Source organism: Kouleothrix sp., assembly GCF_046328425.1.
Lineage (GTDB): Bacteria > Chloroflexota > Chloroflexia > Chloroflexales > Roseiflexaceae > Kouleothrix.
In genome coordinates this window covers 96,870-113,319 of the sequence record NZ_JAXLWP010000008.1, presented here as the reverse complement: position 1 = coordinate 113,319, position 16,450 = coordinate 96,870, and the positions used below count along the sequence as shown (strand labels likewise).

The window sequence follows — 16,450 nt, the reverse complement described above, 5'->3', positions numbered from 1 at the left end:
TTGCCTTTCTTCTGCGGAACAAACCCGGCGTATTGTACCACATTGGGGGCGGTGGTCGGGGTGCGCGATGGCGAGGGCACCATGAAAGCGCGCCGCTGCGCGGGGCGGTTGGGGCAGCTTGAAGATGTTGGGGGCACGTTGCCGTGGGGAAGGTGGGTGGGGGCGCGCCGATACGCGGGGATGCAAGGGCGCGCCCCGAAACGCCTAGCCGCCGCCGGCCGGCCCGCCGAGGCCGCCCTCGGTCAGCTTATGCACATCGCCCAGCAGCGCGTCGATCTCATCGAGCGTGACGGTGGCGCCGGTGTCTTTGTGCTTCAGCTCGCCGCGCGCGATCTGCTCTGCGGCAACTTCGCGGATGGTCGCGTTGCGCTTCATGGCCTCTTTCACCAGCGCGGCGGCCGGCATGTAGCCGATCAGCGGGTTCAGCGCAGTGGCGATGATTGCGTTGCGCGCCAGCCAGCCGGTGGCCTTCTCGCGGTTGGCGGTGAGCCCGGCCACGCACTTCTCGGTAAACGCGTTGATCGCGCCGATCAGCACGTGCATCATCTCGAACAGGTTGTGCGCGATGATCGGCATCATCACGTTCAGCTCGAGCTGGCCGGCCTGCGCCGCCAGCGCCACGGTGTAGTCGCAGCCCTGCACGTGGAACGAGGCCATGTTCAGCATCTCGGCCAGCACCGGGTTGACCTTGCCGGGCATGATGCTCGAGCCGGGCTGCACCGCCGGCAGTCGGATCTCGTCGAGGCCGGTGGAGGGGCCCGACGACAGCAGCCGGAAGTCGTTGGCGACGCGCGTGAGCGTGACGCACAGCGTGCGCATGCTGCCCGAGAAATCGGCCGCGTCGGCCTGGCTCTGCATCGCCTCGAACAGGTTGCCCGAGGGGCGCAGCGGCTGGCCAAGCAGCTCCGAGAGCCGCGCGACCATGCGCGCGTGGTACTCGGGGTGTGCGTTCAGGCCAGTGCCAGTGGCGGTGCCGCCGATCCCCAGCCGCCGCAGCCGGTCGGCCGCAACGGCCACGCGCTCGCGGTCGTTGCGCACCGCCTGGGCGTAGGCGCCGAACTCCTGGCCCAGCCGCACCGGCACCGCGTCTTGCAGGTGGGTGCGGCCCGACTTGACGATATCGTCGAACTCGGCGGCCTTGGCGTCGAGCGCAGCGGCCAGGCCGTCGATCGCGGCCAGCAGCGCGTCGATGCGCCAGAGGCAGCCCAGGCGGATGGCGGTGGGGATGGTGTCGTTGGTGCTCTGGGCCATGTTCACATGGTCGTTCGGGCTCACCGGCTTCTTCGGATCGTTCAGCGCGAAGCCGAGGATCTGGTTGGCGCGGTTGGCGATCACCTCGTTCACATTCATGTTGTGGCTGGTGCCCGCGCCGGCCTGAAACGGGTCGACGACGAACTGCGCCCCGTGCTTGCCGTCGAGCACTTCCTGCGCGGCCTGCACGATCGCCTCGGCCAGCTTGGCGTCGAGCAGGCCGAGGTCGCGGTTCACCTCGGCGGCCGCGCGCTTGATCAGCGCCTGCGACCAAACAAACGCCGGGTAGGGGCGCTGGCCGCTGATCGGGAAGTTCAGCACGGCGCGCTGCGTCTGCGCGCCATACAGCGCGTCGGCGGGCACCTGCATCTCGCCGAGCGAGTCTTTCTCTACACGATATTCTTGCGTCATCGCACGATGCCTCCACAGTGTCATTCGGAAGAATGGCCCTATGGTAGCACGAAATTCCCTCAGGCCGGTTACAGCGCTGGTTATGGTTTTGCAACTGTAGAGCACACGGCATGCGCGGCCGGCGTTTTGCCTTCGGCAGAGCGCGGCGGATCCTACCGGAGGCGCGGGCCAGCGCCAGGCAACAGCCGCGCCAGCGCGACAAGCGTTAGGTTCAGGTCGCGGATGCGCGCCAGCACGCCGTGCAGCGCCGCCTGGTCGGGCAACAGGCCGGTGAGGGTGGCGCCGCCGCCGGGCGCGCTGCCGATCGCCAGCGGCGCGAACCACTCGGCCCACTCATCGCCCAGCGGCTCCTCGATCCAGATCTGGTACATCACGCTACTGCCGAAACAGCACCTGCAGCCGGTCGGCGTAGACCTCGGGCGCCTCGACCGGCAGCCAGTGGCCGTACTCGGCGAAGTGCTCGACGCGGCCGCCGTAGCGCTCGGCGGTGCTCTTGGGCGCGAACGGGTCTTTGTCGCCCCACAGCACTAGCGTCGGCACGCGCGCGGTGAGCTGCAGCAGCTCGTCTTCCCAGCCCCTGAAGTTTTCGGGGTTGGTGGTGCGGTACAGCCGCATGATCATGCGGCGCACCGCCGGGTTGGCGATCGACATGGTGAAGCCCTGGTCGATATACGCGTCGCTGAGGCCGGGCGCGAACTTGCGCATCTGCGAGCGCCACACCGATTTGGTGACGAGCGCCAGGCCGATCTCGCCGAGCACCGGCGTGCGCCACATGCGCGCGGCCGAGTGCCAGCGGTAGTCGCTGAAAAAGTTGGTGCTGGATATCGTCAGGCTGCGCACCTGCGCGGGGTGGCGCACCGCCCAGGCCAGGCCGTATGGCCCGCCGAAATCGTGCACTACCACGTGGAGCGGCTGGTCGATCCCCAGGCCGGTCACCAGGCTATCGACCCAGGCGGCCATGCTGTCGAGGGTGCAGTCGAAGCCGGCGGGTGCCTCGGAGCTGCCGAGCCCGGGCAGGTCGGGCGCGATACAGCGGAAGCGCGGCGCCAGCCGGGCGATCACGCCGGCCCACATGTCGGCGTTGTCGGGCACGCCGTGCAGCAGCAGCACCGGCGCGCCGGCGCCCTCGTCGATCAGGCGAACGCGGCTATTCTGAATGCTCAGGTTCATGGAGTTTCCTTTCTGCCTCAGGTATGTTTCAGTGTACACGCGAAACTTGGTGGAGGTTTGGGGGCGGCGGAGCCACCCCCAGATTTCTTTAGGGCTTACGCAGCTGGCGCCCTCAGCCTTCGGCAGAGCAGTACTCTATCTCCGTATCGTGTCCATTTTCCGCGCGGAGCGCGGAAAATGGACACAGAAGATCACCACGTACCATGCTGCTGCAGGCTGCAATCTCGCCCCACGAGATGCGTAACAATTGGGGAAAGTATAGTGCGGGAGCGCGAACGATGCATGGGCCCAAAGGTGCATGTGTGGGTGTAGCGCGGGCCGCTACAGCAGGCCGAGCGTGCGTGCGCGGGCGAGCGCCTGGGTGCGGCTGCCGACAGCCAGCTTGGCGAACAGGTTGTTCACGTGGCGCTTGACGGTGCTGACCTCGATCACCAGCTGGCCGGCGATCTCGCGGTTCGAGCGGCCGGCGTCGATCAGCCGCAGGATCTCCAGCTCGCGCTGGCTCAGGGGCTCGGCCAGCGGCTGGCTGTATTCGCCGCCCGAGTCGGGCAGGGCCGGCAGCGCGGCCAAAATCTGCTCGGCCAGGCCGGCGGGGCCTGCGCCCTCGGCCAGCAGCTGGCGCAGCAGCTCGCCGACTGGCGCGCCTTCGTCGGCGAAGGGGCGGATGTAGCCCTCGGGCGCGGCCAGCTCGAGCGCGCGCAGCAGCGCGGCGCGCGCCTCGGCCGGCTGGCCCTGAGCGCGGGCGGCCAGCGCCCTGAGCACCAGCGCCTCGATCGCGACCAGGCCGTAGCCGGCCGACTCGGCCTGGGCCAGCACGCGCACGATCCGTCGCTGGGCTTCATCGGCGCGGCCCTGGGCCAGCAGCACGCGCGCCAGCACCAGCAGCGCCGGCGTGTACATCGTCAGCGGCGGGTCGGGCGCGGCCAGGCGCGGCGCCGCCCAGCGTATAGCCGCAGCCATGCGGCCGGCGCGCAGCTCGCTCAGCGCCGCGTAGGCGGCGATCTCTTCCTGACGCACCGGCGCCACGCGGTGGCGCGCCACCGCGCTAGCCACCGCCTGCATGCACTCGCGCGCGGCGGCGGCTCGCCCGGCCGACAGCAGCACGAGCCCGAGGCATAGCGGCGCGTACACCTCGGTGAAGTCGGTGTCGCCCCACTGGCGGCTGACGGCGATCGCCTGCGTCAGGGCGCGCTCGGCCTCGGCCAGCTGGTGGCGCTCGCGCAGCTCCATGCCGTGCTCCATCCAGGCCAGGATGGTGCCGGCGGTTGGCAGCGGCTGGCCGTTGGGCGCGCTCAGCGCGCGCGCCTGGGCGCTCAGCTGCTCGCTGTGGCGTAGCCGGCCCTGAAAGCGCCGCACCACCGCCAGCCCAGCCAGCCCGGCCGTCTCGCTGCTGCGCAGCGCCTCGTCGCGCTGCGACGCGTCGATCGCCTGCTGGTGCAGCCGCTCGGCCTCGGCCAGGTTGCCGGTATAGGTGGCGGCGATACCCAGGCTCAGCGTCAGCGACACGCGGGTTGCCACCGCGTCGGCCGGCAATGTCGCCAGCACCTGCTGCGCCAGCGGGAATGCGCGCGGGTCGGCGGTGAGGCTCAGCACGATCGCACGCAGCGCGTCGATCATCGACTGGTATGGGTCGCCTGGTGCGATCAGCGCCGCCGCGCTGTCGAGCAGCGGCTCAACCGCCAGGTAGTCGCCTATGTTGGTCGCGATCGCCGCCTGCGTCAGCAGCAGGCCGGGGCGCGCGTTGGGCATGCCCGGCGGGAGCCGCCCCAGCCAGGCGTTGAGCGTCAGGTTGCGGCCGCGCATCACCAGTGCGACGGCGTGTGTTTCGATCAGGCCGGCTGCGCGCTCGGCGTCGCCGGCGGCCAGCGCGTGGTGGATGGCCTCGTCGATCAGGCCGCTGCGCTCGTACCAGGCGGCCGCGCGCGCGTGCAGCGGCTGGGCGCGCGGCCCCAGGCGGCCGCGCAGGAAAACGGCGAACAGGTGGTGGTAGCGGTACCACTGGCGCTGGTCGTCAAGCGGCACCACGAACAGGTTCGCGCGATCGAGCGCCTCGATCACCGCCTGGCTGGGCGAGAGAGCGCCGCCGAGCGCGGCCCATGCGCCCGCGCGCGGCGGATCCGGCGGCTCGGCGCCTTCGGCAAGCAGCGCGTCGCACAGCGGCGCGCACATGCGCTCGAGCACGGCGGTGCAGAGCAGAAAGCGCTGGATCTCGGGCGGCTGGCGGCCCAGCACCTCGTCGACCAGGTAATCGACCAGGAAGCGCTGGCCGGCGAGCCCATCCACCAGCGCGTGGGCATCGGCGCGGCCGCGCAGCGCCAGCCCGGCCAGCTGAAGCGCGGCGGCCCAGCCCTCGGTGCGCGCCTCGAGCGCGGCCACATCGGCGGGCGCCAGCTCGAGGCCGAGCGAGTCGCTCATGAAGCGCGCGGCCTCGTCGGGCGTGAAGCGCAGGTCGTTGGCGCGCAGCTCGGCCAGCTGGTCGCGCGCGCGCATGCGCGCCAGCGGCAGCGGCGGGTCGGCGCGAGTCAGCAGAAACAGGTGCGCCGGCGCGGGCAGCCGCTCGATCAGAAACGCCAGCGCGGCGTGAATGGCGTGGTTGCTGATCGCGTGGTAGTCGTCGAGCGCGAGCGCCAGCGCCGCGTCGAGCACGCCCATGTCGTTGATCAGCGTGGTGAGGATGCTTTCGAGCGGCGGCGGCTGGGGCATCTGCAGCAGCGCCAGCGCGGTAGCGCCGAGCGCGGGATGCGCGCGCCCAAGCGCCGCCGCCAGGTAGCTGAAGAACCGCGCCGGGTCGTTGTCGTCGGCGTCGAGCGAGAGCCAGGCCACGCGCAGCGGCCCGGGCGCGGCGGGCTGAACTGGCGGTTCGGCCAGCCAGCTCGCCAGCAGCGTGGTCTTGCCGAAGCCGGCCGGCGCGGCGATCAGCGTCAGCGGGCGCGACAGGCCCTCGGCCAGGCGCGCGGCCAGGCGCGGCCGTGCCACCAGGCGCGCGCGCGCCGGCGGGGGCGTCAGCTTGGTGCTCAAGAGCGGCAGTGGGTCGGCCATGGCTGCCATTATAGCCGAAACCCAGCTGCTCGCCGCGCCTACCCGGCGCCCGAGGGGCCGCTCACGCGCGCTCGCGCTGGGCGCGAATCGCCTCGCACAGCGCCGGCAGCACCTTGTGCAGGTCGCCGATGATCGCGTAGTGCGCCTGCACGACCATGGGCGCTTCGGGGTCGGTGTTGACCGCCAGAATGCGCTTGGCGGCCTTGCAGCCGACCATGTGCTGGATCGCGCCGCTCACACCACAGGCGATATACAGGTCGGGCGCGATGCGCGTGCCGGTCTGCCCCACCTGGTCGGCGTGCGGGCGCCAGCCCACGCTGGTAACGGCGCGCGAGCAGCCAACGGCGCCGCCCAGCAGCCCGGCCAGCTGCTCGAGCGCGGCGAAGCCCTCGGCGCTGCCAACCCCGCGCCCGCCACCAACCACCACGCGGGCGTCGGCCAGCGACACGCCCGGCCGCGCGGGGGCAACCCGCCGAGCGACCCTCACGCGAAACTCGCGCTCGGTCAGCGCTGGCGCGAACTCGCGGATAGCCGCTGCGGCAGGTGCGGCTGCGGGCTCGGCGGCCACCGCGTGCGGAGCGATCGTCAGCAGCTTGACCGCGCCGTGGAGACGCGCCTCTTCGAGAAGGCTGCCGCCCCAGCGCATGCGCCTGATCGTATACGCCTCGCCGGGCTCGACTTCCAGGCAGTTGGCTGCCAGCGCCAGGCCGGCGCGCGCGGCCACGTGCGCCATCAGCTCGTTGCCGCGCTCGCTGCCGGCGGCCAGCAGCGCCTGCGGGCCGTGCGCGCTGATCAGCTCAACCACGCTCTGCGCCCACGCCTCGGGCGCCCAGTCGTCGAGCCGTGCGTCGTCGGCAAGGTGTGCCGTGGCCACGCCGTAGGCCGCCAGCTGCGCGGCCAGCGGGCGCGCCACCGCGCCAAGCAGAACAGCATGCAGCTCGGTGCCCAGCTGCTCGGCCAGGCGCCGCCCCAGCGTCAGCATCTGCAGCGACAGCGGGCTGAGCGCGCCGCGGTCGTGCTCGATCAATCCCAGGATCATAGGCGGTTCCTTTCAGGTAACAGAACTTACGCGGTGCGCGTTTTTGCCTTCGGCAGAGCGGTACTTTTTCATGGATGGTGCTGAGATGTTGGCGCAAAGCGCCAACATCTCAGCACCATGCTGCCGCAGGCAGAACAAACCGATAGCGCAGGCGACCGCGTAAGTCCTGTCAGATAAGCTTCAGCGCCCGCAGCAGCTCGGCCGCCGCCGGGGCCGCCTCCGGCCCGCGCCCCAGGATCTCCACCTGGCTGCTGCGTGCGGGCGGCACCACGAGCCGCACCTTTTCAAGCTGGCTGCCGGGCCAGGCCGGCTGGCTGCGCTCGATCGGCCGCTTCTTTGCCTTCATGCGTCCCAGCAGCGGCACGTAACGCGGCAGGTTCAGCCCCTCTTTCACCGTCAGCACGGCAGGCAGGTCGAGCTCGAACTCTTCCCAGCCGCTGGCGGCCTCGCGCCGCGCCAGCGCCCGCTCGCCCTCGATGGCCAGCTCCTTCACGCCGGCGACACACGGCAGGCCCAGCGCATACGCCACGCGAATGCCCACCTGGTAGCCGCCGCTGTCGGCAGCCTCGTTGCCGAACAGCAGCAGGTCGAAGCTTGCGCCGCTCGCGCGCACCGCGGCCACGATCGCGTCGGCCGTGGCGGCGGGGTCCCACTCGCGCCCGTCGGTCTCGAGCAGGATGGCGCGGTCGCAGCCCATGGCCAGCGCGTCGCGCAGCTGCTCTTCGGCGGCGGCCGGGCCGAGCGCCAGCACCGTCGCGCTGCCGCCGTAGCGCTCGGTCAGCCGCACCGCCTCTTCAACCGCGCACTCCTCGTGCGGGCTGATTGTGAAGCCGAGGTAGCGCGTGTCGATCTCCTGCGCGTCGGGCGTTAGCTCGATCTTGCCGGCGGTAGCGGGCACCCGCTTGATACAGACAAGGATGTTCATTGTATCTTCCTATGGCCTTTGTTTTGCCTGCGGCAGAGCGGCACTTTGCTTGTGGACGTGTCCAATTTCCGCGCGCAGCGCGGAACATGGACACATCAAAAAGTACCTTATGCCTTCATCCGGCTATTATTCGGGTCGAACAGCGGCGTATTCCCCGCCACCGCCACCGTCACCGGGTAGTGCTCGGCGAAGTACTCGACCACCAGCTTTGTGCCGGGCTTGGCGTACTCGGGCGGCAGGTAGCTCAGCAGGATCGTGCTGCCGACCGACGGCCCCGAGCCGGCGCTGGTCACATACGATCGGCGGCCGCGCGCGTCGATCAGCGGCTTGCCGTCGCGCGTCAGGATCGGCTCGCGCCCCATCATGAAGCGCTGGAAGCCCGACTTCGAGGTGTTGTCGTCGACGGTGAGCGTGCACAGGATCGCCGCAGGCGCCTCGGCGCGCTGGCGCAGGTACGCGGCCTTGCCGACGAAGTCGGCCGCCTTGACCTGCGGCCGCGCCAGGCCGGCCTCGACCAGGTTATACTCGAGCTCAAGCTCGTTGCCATAGGCGCGGTAGCCCTTCTCGATCCGCGCGGTGGTGCCATACACGCCAATGCCCACCGGCACCACGCCCAGCGGCTGCCCGGCAGCCCAGAGCATATCCCACAGGCGCGCGCCCTGCTCGAATGGCACGTAGATCTCCCAGCCCAGCTCGCCCACGTACGAGATGCGCGAGGCCAGCGCGTGCACCGGGCCGAACTCAACCCACTTGCAGGTGCCGTAGCCGAAGCCGGCGTGCGACAGATCGTCGGCGGTGCAGGCCTGCGCCAGGTCGCGCGCGCGCGGCCCCCACACGCCGATCGTCGTCCAGGCCGAAGTCAGGTCGGCCAGCTGCGCCGAGCCGTCGGCCGGCAGGTGATCGGCGATCCACTTCTTGTCGCGCATGCCGTCGAAGCCGCCGGTCACCACGCGGAAGTGCTGATCGCCCAGCCGCATGATCGTCAGGTCGGCCTTGATGCCGCCGGCCTCGTTCAGAAACGACGTGTAGACCACCCGGCCGACCGGCACGTCCACCTGCGCCACGGCCAGGCGCTGCATCGCGTCGAGCGCGCCCGGCCCGGTCACGTCGAAGATCGCGAAGGCCGAGAGATCGACCATGCCGACGCGCTCGCGCATGGCCAGGTGCTCGGCGTTGATGATTGGCGACCACCAGCGCGCGTCCCACTCGTTGCGGCGCGGCATCACGCGGTCGCCGTAATCGGCCAGCAGGCGCGCGTTCGACTCATACCACTGCGGGCGTTCCCAGCCGACCGCCTCGAAGAACACCGCGCCAAGCGCCTTCTCGCGCTCGTAGAATGGGCTGAGCCGCACATTGCGGTTCGAGCCCCACTGTTCGCGCGGGTGAACAATGCCGTAGGTTTTGTTGAACGCCTCGGCGGTGCGCGCGCGGATGTGCGCCTTGGTCGTCTGGTGCGGGTAGAAGCGCGCAATATCCGAGCCCGTGGGGTCGATCTCGGGCTTGCCCTCAGTCATCCACTCGGCCACCGCGCGGGCGATGCCGGGCGCCTCTTTGATCCAGATCGCCGCGACCGACCAGAGCCCCTTGACCTCGGGCGTCTCGCCGAGGATCGGGAAGCCGTCGGGCGTAAGCGAGAGCAGGCCGTTGATCTCGTGGCGCACGCCGACGCGCGGGTCGCCCAGGATCTCGGGCATCAGCTCAAGCGCGCGCTCCAGCGAGGGGTCGAAATCTTCCTTGGTGAATGGCAGCTCGGTTGGCGAGAACTTCGACTGCTCGATCGACGGGATGTCGTCGGGCTCCCACAGGATCGGCCGGTGGTCGTACGAGCCGACCTCCATGTCGCCGCCGTGCTGGCGCTCGTAGCCGTTCACGTCCATGTCGCGGATGATCGGGTACTCGATCTCGCCCACGGTTTTGGCGAACAGCGGCACCGGCCCGACGCTGATCATCTGGTGCACCGCCGGGGTCAGCGGGATGCTGGCGCCGGCCATGCGCGCGATGCGCGGGCTCCACACGCCGCAGCACACCACCACCACCTCGGCCGCGATCTCGCCGCGCGATGTACGCACCGCGCTCACGCGGCCATTGCGCACGTCGATGCCAAGGATCTCGGTGTTCGGGAACACGCTCAGCGCGCCCATCTGCTGCGCCTGCTCGCGCATCAGCGTGCCGCCGCGCAGCGAATCGACGGTGCCGACGCCGGCGGTATAGCAGCCGCCCAGCACGATCTCGGGGTTGATGTACGGCACCAGCCGCTGGATCTCGGCCGGGGAAACAAGCTCGGACTCGATGCCCCACGACTTCGCCGAGGCAATGCGGCGCTTCAGCTCCTCGATGCGCTCGGTGGTGCGCGCCACCTCGATCCCGCCGCTCTGGATGAACACGCCAAGCTCGCGGTACTGCTTGACGCTGTCGAGCGTGAACTGGGTCATCTCCTTGGAGTGGTCGGTCAGGAAGATGAAATTCGAGGCGTGGCCGGTCGAGCCGCCGGGGTTCGGCAGCGGCCCCTTGTCGAGCAGCACCAGGTCTTTCCAGCCCAGCCGCGCCAGGTGGTAGGCCATGCTGTTGCCGACGATGCCCGCGCCGATGATCACGGCGCGCGCGTGCTGTGGGAAGTCGCTCATGATCCCTCACTTTCTATCTTTCATTGGCGTGTTTTGTATGTGTTTGCGTATCTATGGGGCGGCCCCACCCGCTCCCCGGCACCTGGCAGGGGAATTGGATCTGGCGTCGTGGTGCGGGCGCCACAGCGCCATTACCATTCTCCCCATCTCCTAAAAGGAGATGGGGCAGGGGGGATGAGGTCGCCATCGGTATGGGCGCCAGCCCTACAAGATATCGCGGATGCGCTGCTGGAACGCGGTGATATGCGCGCGCAGGGCCGCCTCGGCCTGGGCGCTGTCGCGGCGCGCGACGGCATCGACCACCGCGCGCAGGTCTTCGATCGATTCGCGCATTGGCCCGATCCGGGCCAGGGCCAGGTACCACAGGCGCAGGCTCAGCGTATACATGCGCGCCAGCGTCGCTTCGAGGAATGGGTTGTGCGCGGCGCGCGCCAGCGCCCGGTGAAAGGCGCGGTCGATCGCCATGTGCGCCTCGGCATCGGCGTCCGGGCCGATCTGCTCGAGCGCGGCCAGCACTGTGTGCATGCGCTCAAGGTCGGTGGGCGTGGCGCGCTCGGCGGCCAGCCCGGCGGCATAGCCCTCAAGCGTGCGGCGCAGCTCGAAGATCTGTTGCAGGTCGGTAATATTCAGGCTGGCGACGCTCGCGCCCCGGCGCGGCCGCATCACGATCAGGCCCTCGGAGGCCAGCCGCTGCAGCGCCTCGCGGATGGGGGTGCGCCCGAGGCCAAGCTCGTCGATCAGCGTGGCCTCGTTGATCAGCGCGCCCGGCGCGAGCCGCAGCGTCACGATCGACTCGCGAATGCGCTCGTAGGCCTGCTGGCTCAGCGGGCTGAACTGCGCCGCCTCGTCGAGGATCGGCTCAAGCTCCGATAGGCCGGGCTGCTCGGCCATGGCTGCTCCGTACGATGATAGTATCTCACTGGGGTTGCTCGCCTGCCATTCTATGCTCGATATATCTGTTTGTCAACCACAGATATATCTGAGATATATCTGCGCTGCACGGCCTGCCAGCCCAAGGCTGGGCAGTTGGCCGGATCGTGCCAGCGATGCTATAATGGCGCAACCTCTCAAGCGATCGGGATTGGCACAGCATGGCTTTGTACGCGTACGTTTCGCCGGGCAGCCTGTGCGCAAGCCGTGTCGGTGCGCCGGTAGAATATTCCGCTTGCTCCTCCAAGGCAGCCGAGAGCGCTTGCGTTCATGCTGCGCTTTGCGGCGATCCGTGTGCGCTCGTGGCTCTTCTAGCGGCGTGCTCGCGTACTGCCTGGCAATCTGCGCGCTCCATACTGGCAAAGGAGCAACAATGGAGATCCGCAAAGTTGGAGTGGTTGGGTGCGGCCTTATGGGCGGCGGCATCGCCCAGGTGTGCGCCCAGGCCGGGTTCGATACGGTGGTGCGCGAGGTCTCGCAAGATCTGCTCGACAAGGGCGTGGCGCGCATTGCCGCAATACTCGAAAAAGATGTAGGCAAGGGCAAGCTCGCGCCCGAGGCGCGCGACGCGGCGCTGGCGCGCTTGCAGCCCACCACCGCGCTCGATCCGTTCGCCGAATGCCAGCTGGTGATCGAGGCGATCGTCGAGAACCTCGGCGCCAAGCGCGAGCTGTTCGGCGCGCTCGACGGGCTGTGCCCGCCCGAGACGATCTTCGCCTCAAACACCTCGTCGCTGACGATCATCGAGATGGCCGCCGCCACCAAGCGCGCCGACCGCTTCGCCGGGCTGCATTTCTTCAGCCCGGTGCCGGTGATGAAGCTGGTCGAGGTCGTGCGCTCGGTGGCCTCGTCCGACGCGACCGTGGCCGAGCTGAAGGCCTTCGGCGCGGCGCTCGGCAAGACGGTGGTCGAGGCCAAAGACACGCCGGGATTTATCGTCAACCGCCTGCTGGTGCCCTACCTGCTCGACGCGGTGCGCGTGCTCGAGGCGGGCGTCGCCACGCGCGAGGATATCGACGAGGGCATGAAGCTGGGCTGCGGCCACCCCATGGGCCCGCTCACGCTGCTCGACTTCGTCGGCCTCGATACGATCTACTATATCGCGAACATCATGTTCGACGAATTCAAAGAGCCGCGCTTCGCGCCGCCGCCGCTGCTCAAGCGCCTGGTGCTGGGCGGCCGGCTGGGCCGGAAGTCGGGCAAGGGCTTCTACGATTATTAAGGGTACCCTGTAGCAATCCTAATAGGACTTACGCAGTTGGCGTGCTCAGCCTTCGGCAGAGCGGTACTTTCCTTTTGGACGTGTCCATTTTCCGCGCGGAGCACGGAAAAACGCACACAGACCCTTTATGAAGCCGATAGGATTGCTATAGTACGGAGGCGCAAGAAAGACCAATGAGCTACGAAAATATCCTGTTCGAGCGCGACGGCGCAGTCGCGACGATCACCATCAACCGGCCGAAGGTGCTCAACGCGCTGAGCCAGGCGACGATCGCCGAGCTTGGCGCGGCGCTGCGCGAGGTCGAGGCCGACGACCATCTGCGCGTAGCGATCGTCACCGGCGCGGGCGAGAAGGCATTTGTGGCCGGCGCCGACATCAACGAGCTGCGCGCGCTTCCCAGCGCGGATGCGGCGCGCCAGCTGGCCGAGCGCGGCCACCAGATCGGGCTGTACATCGCCCAGATGCGCAAGATCGTCATCGCCGCCGTGAACGGCTTTGCGCTTGGCGGCGGCTGCGAGCTGGCCATGAGCTGCGATATCCGCCTGGCCGCCGACAGCGCCAAGTTCGGCCAGCCCGAGATCAACCTGGGCATTATCGCCGGCTGGGGCGGCACCCAGCGGCTCACGCGCCTGGCCGGGCCGGGCATGGCCAAGCTGCTGAACCTCACCGGCGACCTGATCGGCGCCGAGGAGGCCCTGCGCATCGGGCTGGTCGAGCGCGTGGTGCCGGCCGCCGAGCTGCCCGAGGCCGCGCGCGCGCTGGCGCGCCAGATCGCCGGCAAGGCGCCGCTGGCGGTGGCGGCGATCAAGCAGGCCGTGAACCGCGGCCACGACATGGCCCTGGCCGACGCCTGTATGTACGAGGCTGCGCTGTTCGGCACGGTGGTGCAGACCGACGACGCCAAGGAAGGCACTGGCGCGTTTCTCGAGAAGCGCAAGCCCGAGTGGCGCGGGCGCTAGCATCCCTCGCCTTCGGCAGAGCGGCACCCTTCTCCATTGTGAAGCTGGTTTGAAACACGCCTGAAGTACGACCCACCGTGCATGCTTGAAAGGAACCTGCCGATGACCTCCGCCAGCCCGCCCGCACAGGCCGCCCCGGTGAACGACTCGCGCGAGATTTTTGGCTGGACGATGTACGATTGGGCGAACTCGGCGTTCAGCACCACCGTGGTGGCGGCGCTGTTTGGCCCGTACCTCACGGCACTGGCGCAGAGCGCCGTGGGCGAAAACGGCGCCGTGATCAGCCTCGGGCCGCTGGTGGTGACGGCGAAATCGCTGTTCCCATACGCCACGTCGCTGTCGGTATTCCTGCAGGTGTTCCTGCTGCCCACGCTCGGCGCTATCGCCGATTACTCGCACCTCAAGAAGCGGCTCATGGCGGTGTTCTGCTATATCGGCGCCGCCGCCACTACGCTGTTTTTCTTGATCACCGGCGACCTGTACCTGCTCGGCGCGCTGCTGTTCGTGCTGGCGAACCTGAGCTTCGGCGCGTCGATCGTGCTCTACAATGCCTTTCTGCCCGACATCTGCACCGAAGATCAGACCGATAAGGTCTCGAGCCGCGGCTTCGCGCTGGGCTACCTCGGCGGTGGCCTGCTGCTTGCCGCGAACCTCGGGCTGGTGATCGGCGCACCAAGTCTGGGGCTCAGCACCGGCATGGCGGTGCGGATCTCGCTGGCCTCGGCCGGGCTGTGGTGGGCGCTGTTCTCGATCCTGACGTTTACCCGGCTGCGGTCGCGCGCGCCGGCCCGGCGCCTGCCTGCCGGCCAGAGCTTCCTGACGATCGGCTTCAGCCAGCTCGGCGCGACGTTCCGCGAGCTGTTCCGGCTGCCGTTCACGGTACGCTACCTGGCCGGCTACCTGTTCTACAACGACGGCATCCAGACGGTGATTGGCCTGGCGTCGGTGTTTCTGGCGCAGGAGCTGTTCGTGGCCAAGGGCCTCTCGAACGACGACGCGCAGTCGTTCCTGCTGGGCGTCGTGCTGATGGTGCAGTTCGTGGCGTTTCTCGGCGCGCTGCTGTTCGAGCGCGTCGCGGCGAGGGCCGGCACCAAGAACGCGATCCTGATCTCGCTGGTGATCTGGTCGGGCGTGGTGATCTATGCCTACGGCTTCCTGGCAACCACGACCCAAGCGTGGATCATGAGCGCGGTGATCGCGCTGGTGCTGGGCGGCTCGCAGGCGCTCTCGCGCTCGCTGTTCTCGCGCATGATCCCGCCCGGCCGCGAGGCTTCGTTCTTCGGCATCTACGAGATCTCCGAGCGCGGCACGTCGTGGATCGGCCCGCTGATCTTCGGCGCGGTGGTGGGTGCCACCAACTCGTATCGCCAGGCGATCCTTTCGCTGATCGCGCTGTTCCTGATCGGCATCGTGCTGCTGTACTTCACCGACACCGACCGGGCGATCCACGACGCCGGGCATGTGCTGCCCGAAGAGGCGGGATCCGCGCATTCGTAGTGCTCGCGCGCCGCTATCGGCGCCACGGTTTTGGGAAGACCACGCCTATGTGCCTGTTTCTGCCGCTGCTGCTGCTTGGCGCGCTGCTGCTCGGCGCGTACTTGCTCACGCCGCTGCGCGAGCGCCTGAGCCCGCGCGAGCTGGCCGGCGACGACCGGTTCGTGCAGGTTGGCGGCTACGCCATCCACTACGCCGACGACGGGCCGCGCGATGCGGTGCCGGTGGTGCTGGTGCACGGCTTTGGCGCGTGGTCGTTCACCTGGCGCGCCCAGCGCCGGGCGCTGCTGGCGGCTGGCCGCCGCGTTATCAGCACCGACCAGATCGGCTACGGCGCGTCGGATCGGCCTGCCGCGCCGGTGTACACCACGCGGCTGCAGGCCGATCTGCTGCTTGGCGCGCTCGACGCGCTGGGCGTGGCCGAGGCCGACTTCGCCGGGCACTCGTTTGGCGGGCGCGTGGCCATGCAGGCCGCGATCGTCGCGCCCGCGCGGGTGCGCCGGCTCGTCCTGATCTCGCCCGAGGCATTCGCCAGCGCCCGCCCGCCGATCGCCCGGCTGGTGAATGTGCCGCTGCTTGGCTACGCGCTGGCGTTCTACTCGACGGCGCCGCGGCTGGTGCGCGCCGGGCTGGCGTATGTGTCGAAGGCCCACGCCTGGCTCACCGACGAGGCGGTGGCTGGCTATGCCGCGCCTAGCTACGTGCGCGGCACCACGCTGGCCCAGGTGTGGCAGGCGAGGTCGCCCAAAGATGGCGCGCTGCCGGTGCCGCAGCACCTGGGCGCCATCCGCCAGCCCACGCTGATCATCTGGGGCGCCGCCGACCCGGTGTTCCCCGCGGCCGACGCCGGGCGATTGGCCGCGTCGCTGCCCAACGCCACTTCGCGCGTCGTACCCGGCGCCGGCCACCTGCCGCACGAAGAGGCCGAGCCCGAGGTCACTGCGGCGATCGTGGGCTTTCTGGCAGGCTGATCTGCGCAGGCCCGCCCGAGGCCAGCGCCACCGCGCTGGCGATCGCGTGCTCGCGGGTATGCGAGAGGCTGATCGCGATCGTGTGGAGGGCCAGCGCATCGGCGCGCGCCGCCGCGCGGCCGTACAGCCGCAGCGCCGGTCGGCCCAGCGCGTCGGCCAGCACCTCGATCTCGAGCCATGCCGCCGAGTCGGTAGGCTTGGTGCCGCTGCCGCCCAGGCCGCGCAGCCCAATGCCCAGCAGCTTTGCGGTGGCCTCTTTGGCGGCCCAGCGCGCCGCCAGCGACGGCAGCCGCGCGCGGTAGGCCGCCAGCTCGGCGGGCGTGTAGACGTGCCGCAGGAAGCGATCGCCCCAGCGCGCCACCGCCCGCTCGATCCGCGCGATCTCGATCAGGTCGATACCCGTGTACAGCATAGC

Annotated in this window: 13 protein-coding genes; 4 read left to right on the top strand and 9 right to left on the bottom strand. The window is 69.4% G+C overall.

The genetic code is table 11. The features are described from left to right. Nucleotides 1-204 precede the first annotated feature (204 nt). From U0177_RS09045 to U0177_RS09010, 8 genes are all read right to left on the bottom strand, one after another. On the bottom strand, nucleotides 205-1,662 hold the full coding sequence (locus tag U0177_RS09045; protein ID WP_409570288.1) for an aspartate ammonia-lyase: 1,458 nt from the start codon (nucleotides 1,660-1,662) through the stop codon (nucleotides 205-207). 152 nt (nucleotides 1,663-1,814) lie between these two features. After that, complete coding sequence (locus U0177_RS09040; RefSeq protein WP_409570287.1) at nucleotides 1,815-2,033, bottom strand: hypothetical protein; 219 nt, start codon at nucleotides 2,031-2,033, stop codon at nucleotides 1,815-1,817. A 4-nt stretch (nucleotides 2,034-2,037) separates the two neighbouring features. Continuing rightward, nucleotides 2,038-2,832 carry an alpha/beta fold hydrolase gene (locus tag U0177_RS09035; RefSeq protein ID WP_409570286.1) on the bottom strand — a complete coding sequence of 265 codons (795 nt, stop codon included), beginning with the start codon at nucleotides 2,830-2,832 and terminating at the stop codon, nucleotides 2,038-2,040. A gap of 321 nt (nucleotides 2,833-3,153) precedes the next feature. After that, nucleotides 3,154-5,871 (bottom strand): LuxR C-terminal-related transcriptional regulator, encoded by a 2,718-nt coding sequence (locus tag U0177_RS09030; RefSeq protein WP_409570285.1) that lies wholly within the window; start codon nucleotides 5,869-5,871, stop codon nucleotides 3,154-3,156. A 61-nt stretch (nucleotides 5,872-5,932) separates the two neighbouring features. After that, nucleotides 5,933-6,910, bottom strand: coding sequence for an electron transfer flavoprotein subunit alpha/FixB family protein (locus U0177_RS09025; protein ID WP_409570284.1), 978 nt, complete (start codon nucleotides 6,908-6,910; stop codon nucleotides 5,933-5,935). Between the two features lie 169 nt (nucleotides 6,911-7,079). After that, nucleotides 7,080-7,835, bottom strand: coding sequence for an electron transfer flavoprotein subunit beta/FixA family protein (locus U0177_RS09020; protein ID WP_409570283.1), 756 nt, complete (start codon nucleotides 7,833-7,835; stop codon nucleotides 7,080-7,082). 107 nt (nucleotides 7,836-7,942) lie between these two features. Next, nucleotides 7,943-10,459, bottom strand: a complete 2,517-nt coding sequence (locus U0177_RS09015; protein ID WP_409570282.1) for an FAD-dependent oxidoreductase — start codon at nucleotides 10,457-10,459, stop codon at nucleotides 7,943-7,945. 204 nt (nucleotides 10,460-10,663) lie between these two features. Then, nucleotides 10,664-11,350: a GntR family transcriptional regulator gene (locus U0177_RS09010; RefSeq protein WP_409570281.1), complete on the bottom strand. Its 687-nt coding sequence runs from the start codon at nucleotides 11,348-11,350 to the stop codon at nucleotides 10,664-10,666. A gap of 412 nt (nucleotides 11,351-11,762) precedes the next feature. On the opposite strand from U0177_RS09010, the gene U0177_RS09005 reads away from it, so the two are divergent. The 4 genes from U0177_RS09005 to U0177_RS08990 all read left to right on the top strand — a co-directional run bounded on the left by U0177_RS09005 (nucleotide 11,763) and on the right by U0177_RS08990 (nucleotide 16,035). Next, nucleotides 11,763-12,611, top strand: coding sequence for a 3-hydroxyacyl-CoA dehydrogenase family protein (locus U0177_RS09005; RefSeq protein ID WP_409570280.1), 849 nt, complete (start codon nucleotides 11,763-11,765; stop codon nucleotides 12,609-12,611). A gap of 173 nt (nucleotides 12,612-12,784) precedes the next feature. Next, nucleotides 12,785-13,570, top strand: a complete 786-nt coding sequence (locus tag U0177_RS09000; protein WP_409570279.1) for an enoyl-CoA hydratase/isomerase family protein — start codon at nucleotides 12,785-12,787, stop codon at nucleotides 13,568-13,570. 102 nt (nucleotides 13,571-13,672) lie between these two features. After that, a complete protein-coding gene (locus U0177_RS08995) occupies nucleotides 13,673-15,067 on the top strand; it encodes an MFS transporter (protein WP_409570278.1) in 1,395 nt (464 codons plus the stop codon). Nucleotides 15,068-15,114: 47 nt separating this feature from the next. After that, nucleotides 15,115-16,035, top strand: coding sequence for an alpha/beta hydrolase (locus U0177_RS08990; RefSeq protein WP_409570277.1), 921 nt, complete (start codon nucleotides 15,115-15,117; stop codon nucleotides 16,033-16,035). Here the strand turns inward: U0177_RS08990 and acpS are convergent. Further along, a complete protein-coding gene (gene acpS / locus U0177_RS08985) occupies nucleotides 16,001-16,447 on the bottom strand; it encodes a holo-ACP synthase (protein ID WP_409570276.1) in 447 nt (148 codons plus the stop codon). The two genes, U0177_RS08990 and acpS, sit on opposite strands and share 35 nt — an antisense overlap. Between the last annotated feature and the right edge of the window lie 3 nt (nucleotides 16,448-16,450).

Coding starts and splice junctions, on each gene's coding strand:
- U0177_RS09000 (WP_409570279.1), top strand. CDS start 12,785: ATGAGCTACGAAAATATCCTGTTCGAGCGCGACGGCGCAGTCGCGACG.
- U0177_RS09005 (WP_409570280.1), top strand. CDS start 11,763: ATGGAGATCCGCAAAGTTGGAGTGGTTGGGTGCGGCCTTATGGGCGGC.
- U0177_RS09045 (WP_409570288.1), bottom strand. CDS start 1,662: ATGACGCAAGAATATCGTGTAGAGAAAGACTCGCTCGGCGAGATGCAG.
- U0177_RS08990 (WP_409570277.1), top strand. CDS start 15,115: ATGTGCCTGTTTCTGCCGCTGCTGCTGCTTGGCGCGCTGCTGCTCGGC.
- acpS (WP_409570276.1), bottom strand. CDS start 16,447: ATGCTGTACACGGGTATCGACCTGATCGAGATCGCGCGGATCGAGCGG.
- U0177_RS09010 (WP_409570281.1), bottom strand. CDS start 11,350: ATGGCCGAGCAGCCCGGCCTATCGGAGCTTGAGCCGATCCTCGACGAG.
- U0177_RS09040 (WP_409570287.1), bottom strand. CDS start 2,033: ATGTACCAGATCTGGATCGAGGAGCCGCTGGGCGATGAGTGGGCCGAG.
- U0177_RS09030 (WP_409570285.1), bottom strand. CDS start 5,871: ATGGCCGACCCACTGCCGCTCTTGAGCACCAAGCTGACGCCCCCGCCG.
- U0177_RS08995 (WP_409570278.1), top strand. CDS start 13,673: ATGACCTCCGCCAGCCCGCCCGCACAGGCCGCCCCGGTGAACGACTCG.
- U0177_RS09035 (WP_409570286.1), bottom strand. CDS start 2,832: ATGAACCTGAGCATTCAGAATAGCCGCGTTCGCCTGATCGACGAGGGC.
- U0177_RS09015 (WP_409570282.1), bottom strand. CDS start 10,459: ATGAGCGACTTCCCACAGCACGCGCGCGCCGTGATCATCGGCGCGGGC.
- U0177_RS09020 (WP_409570283.1), bottom strand. CDS start 7,835: ATGAACATCCTTGTCTGTATCAAGCGGGTGCCCGCTACCGCCGGCAAG.
- U0177_RS09025 (WP_409570284.1), bottom strand. CDS start 6,910: ATGATCCTGGGATTGATCGAGCACGACCGCGGCGCGCTCAGCCCGCTG.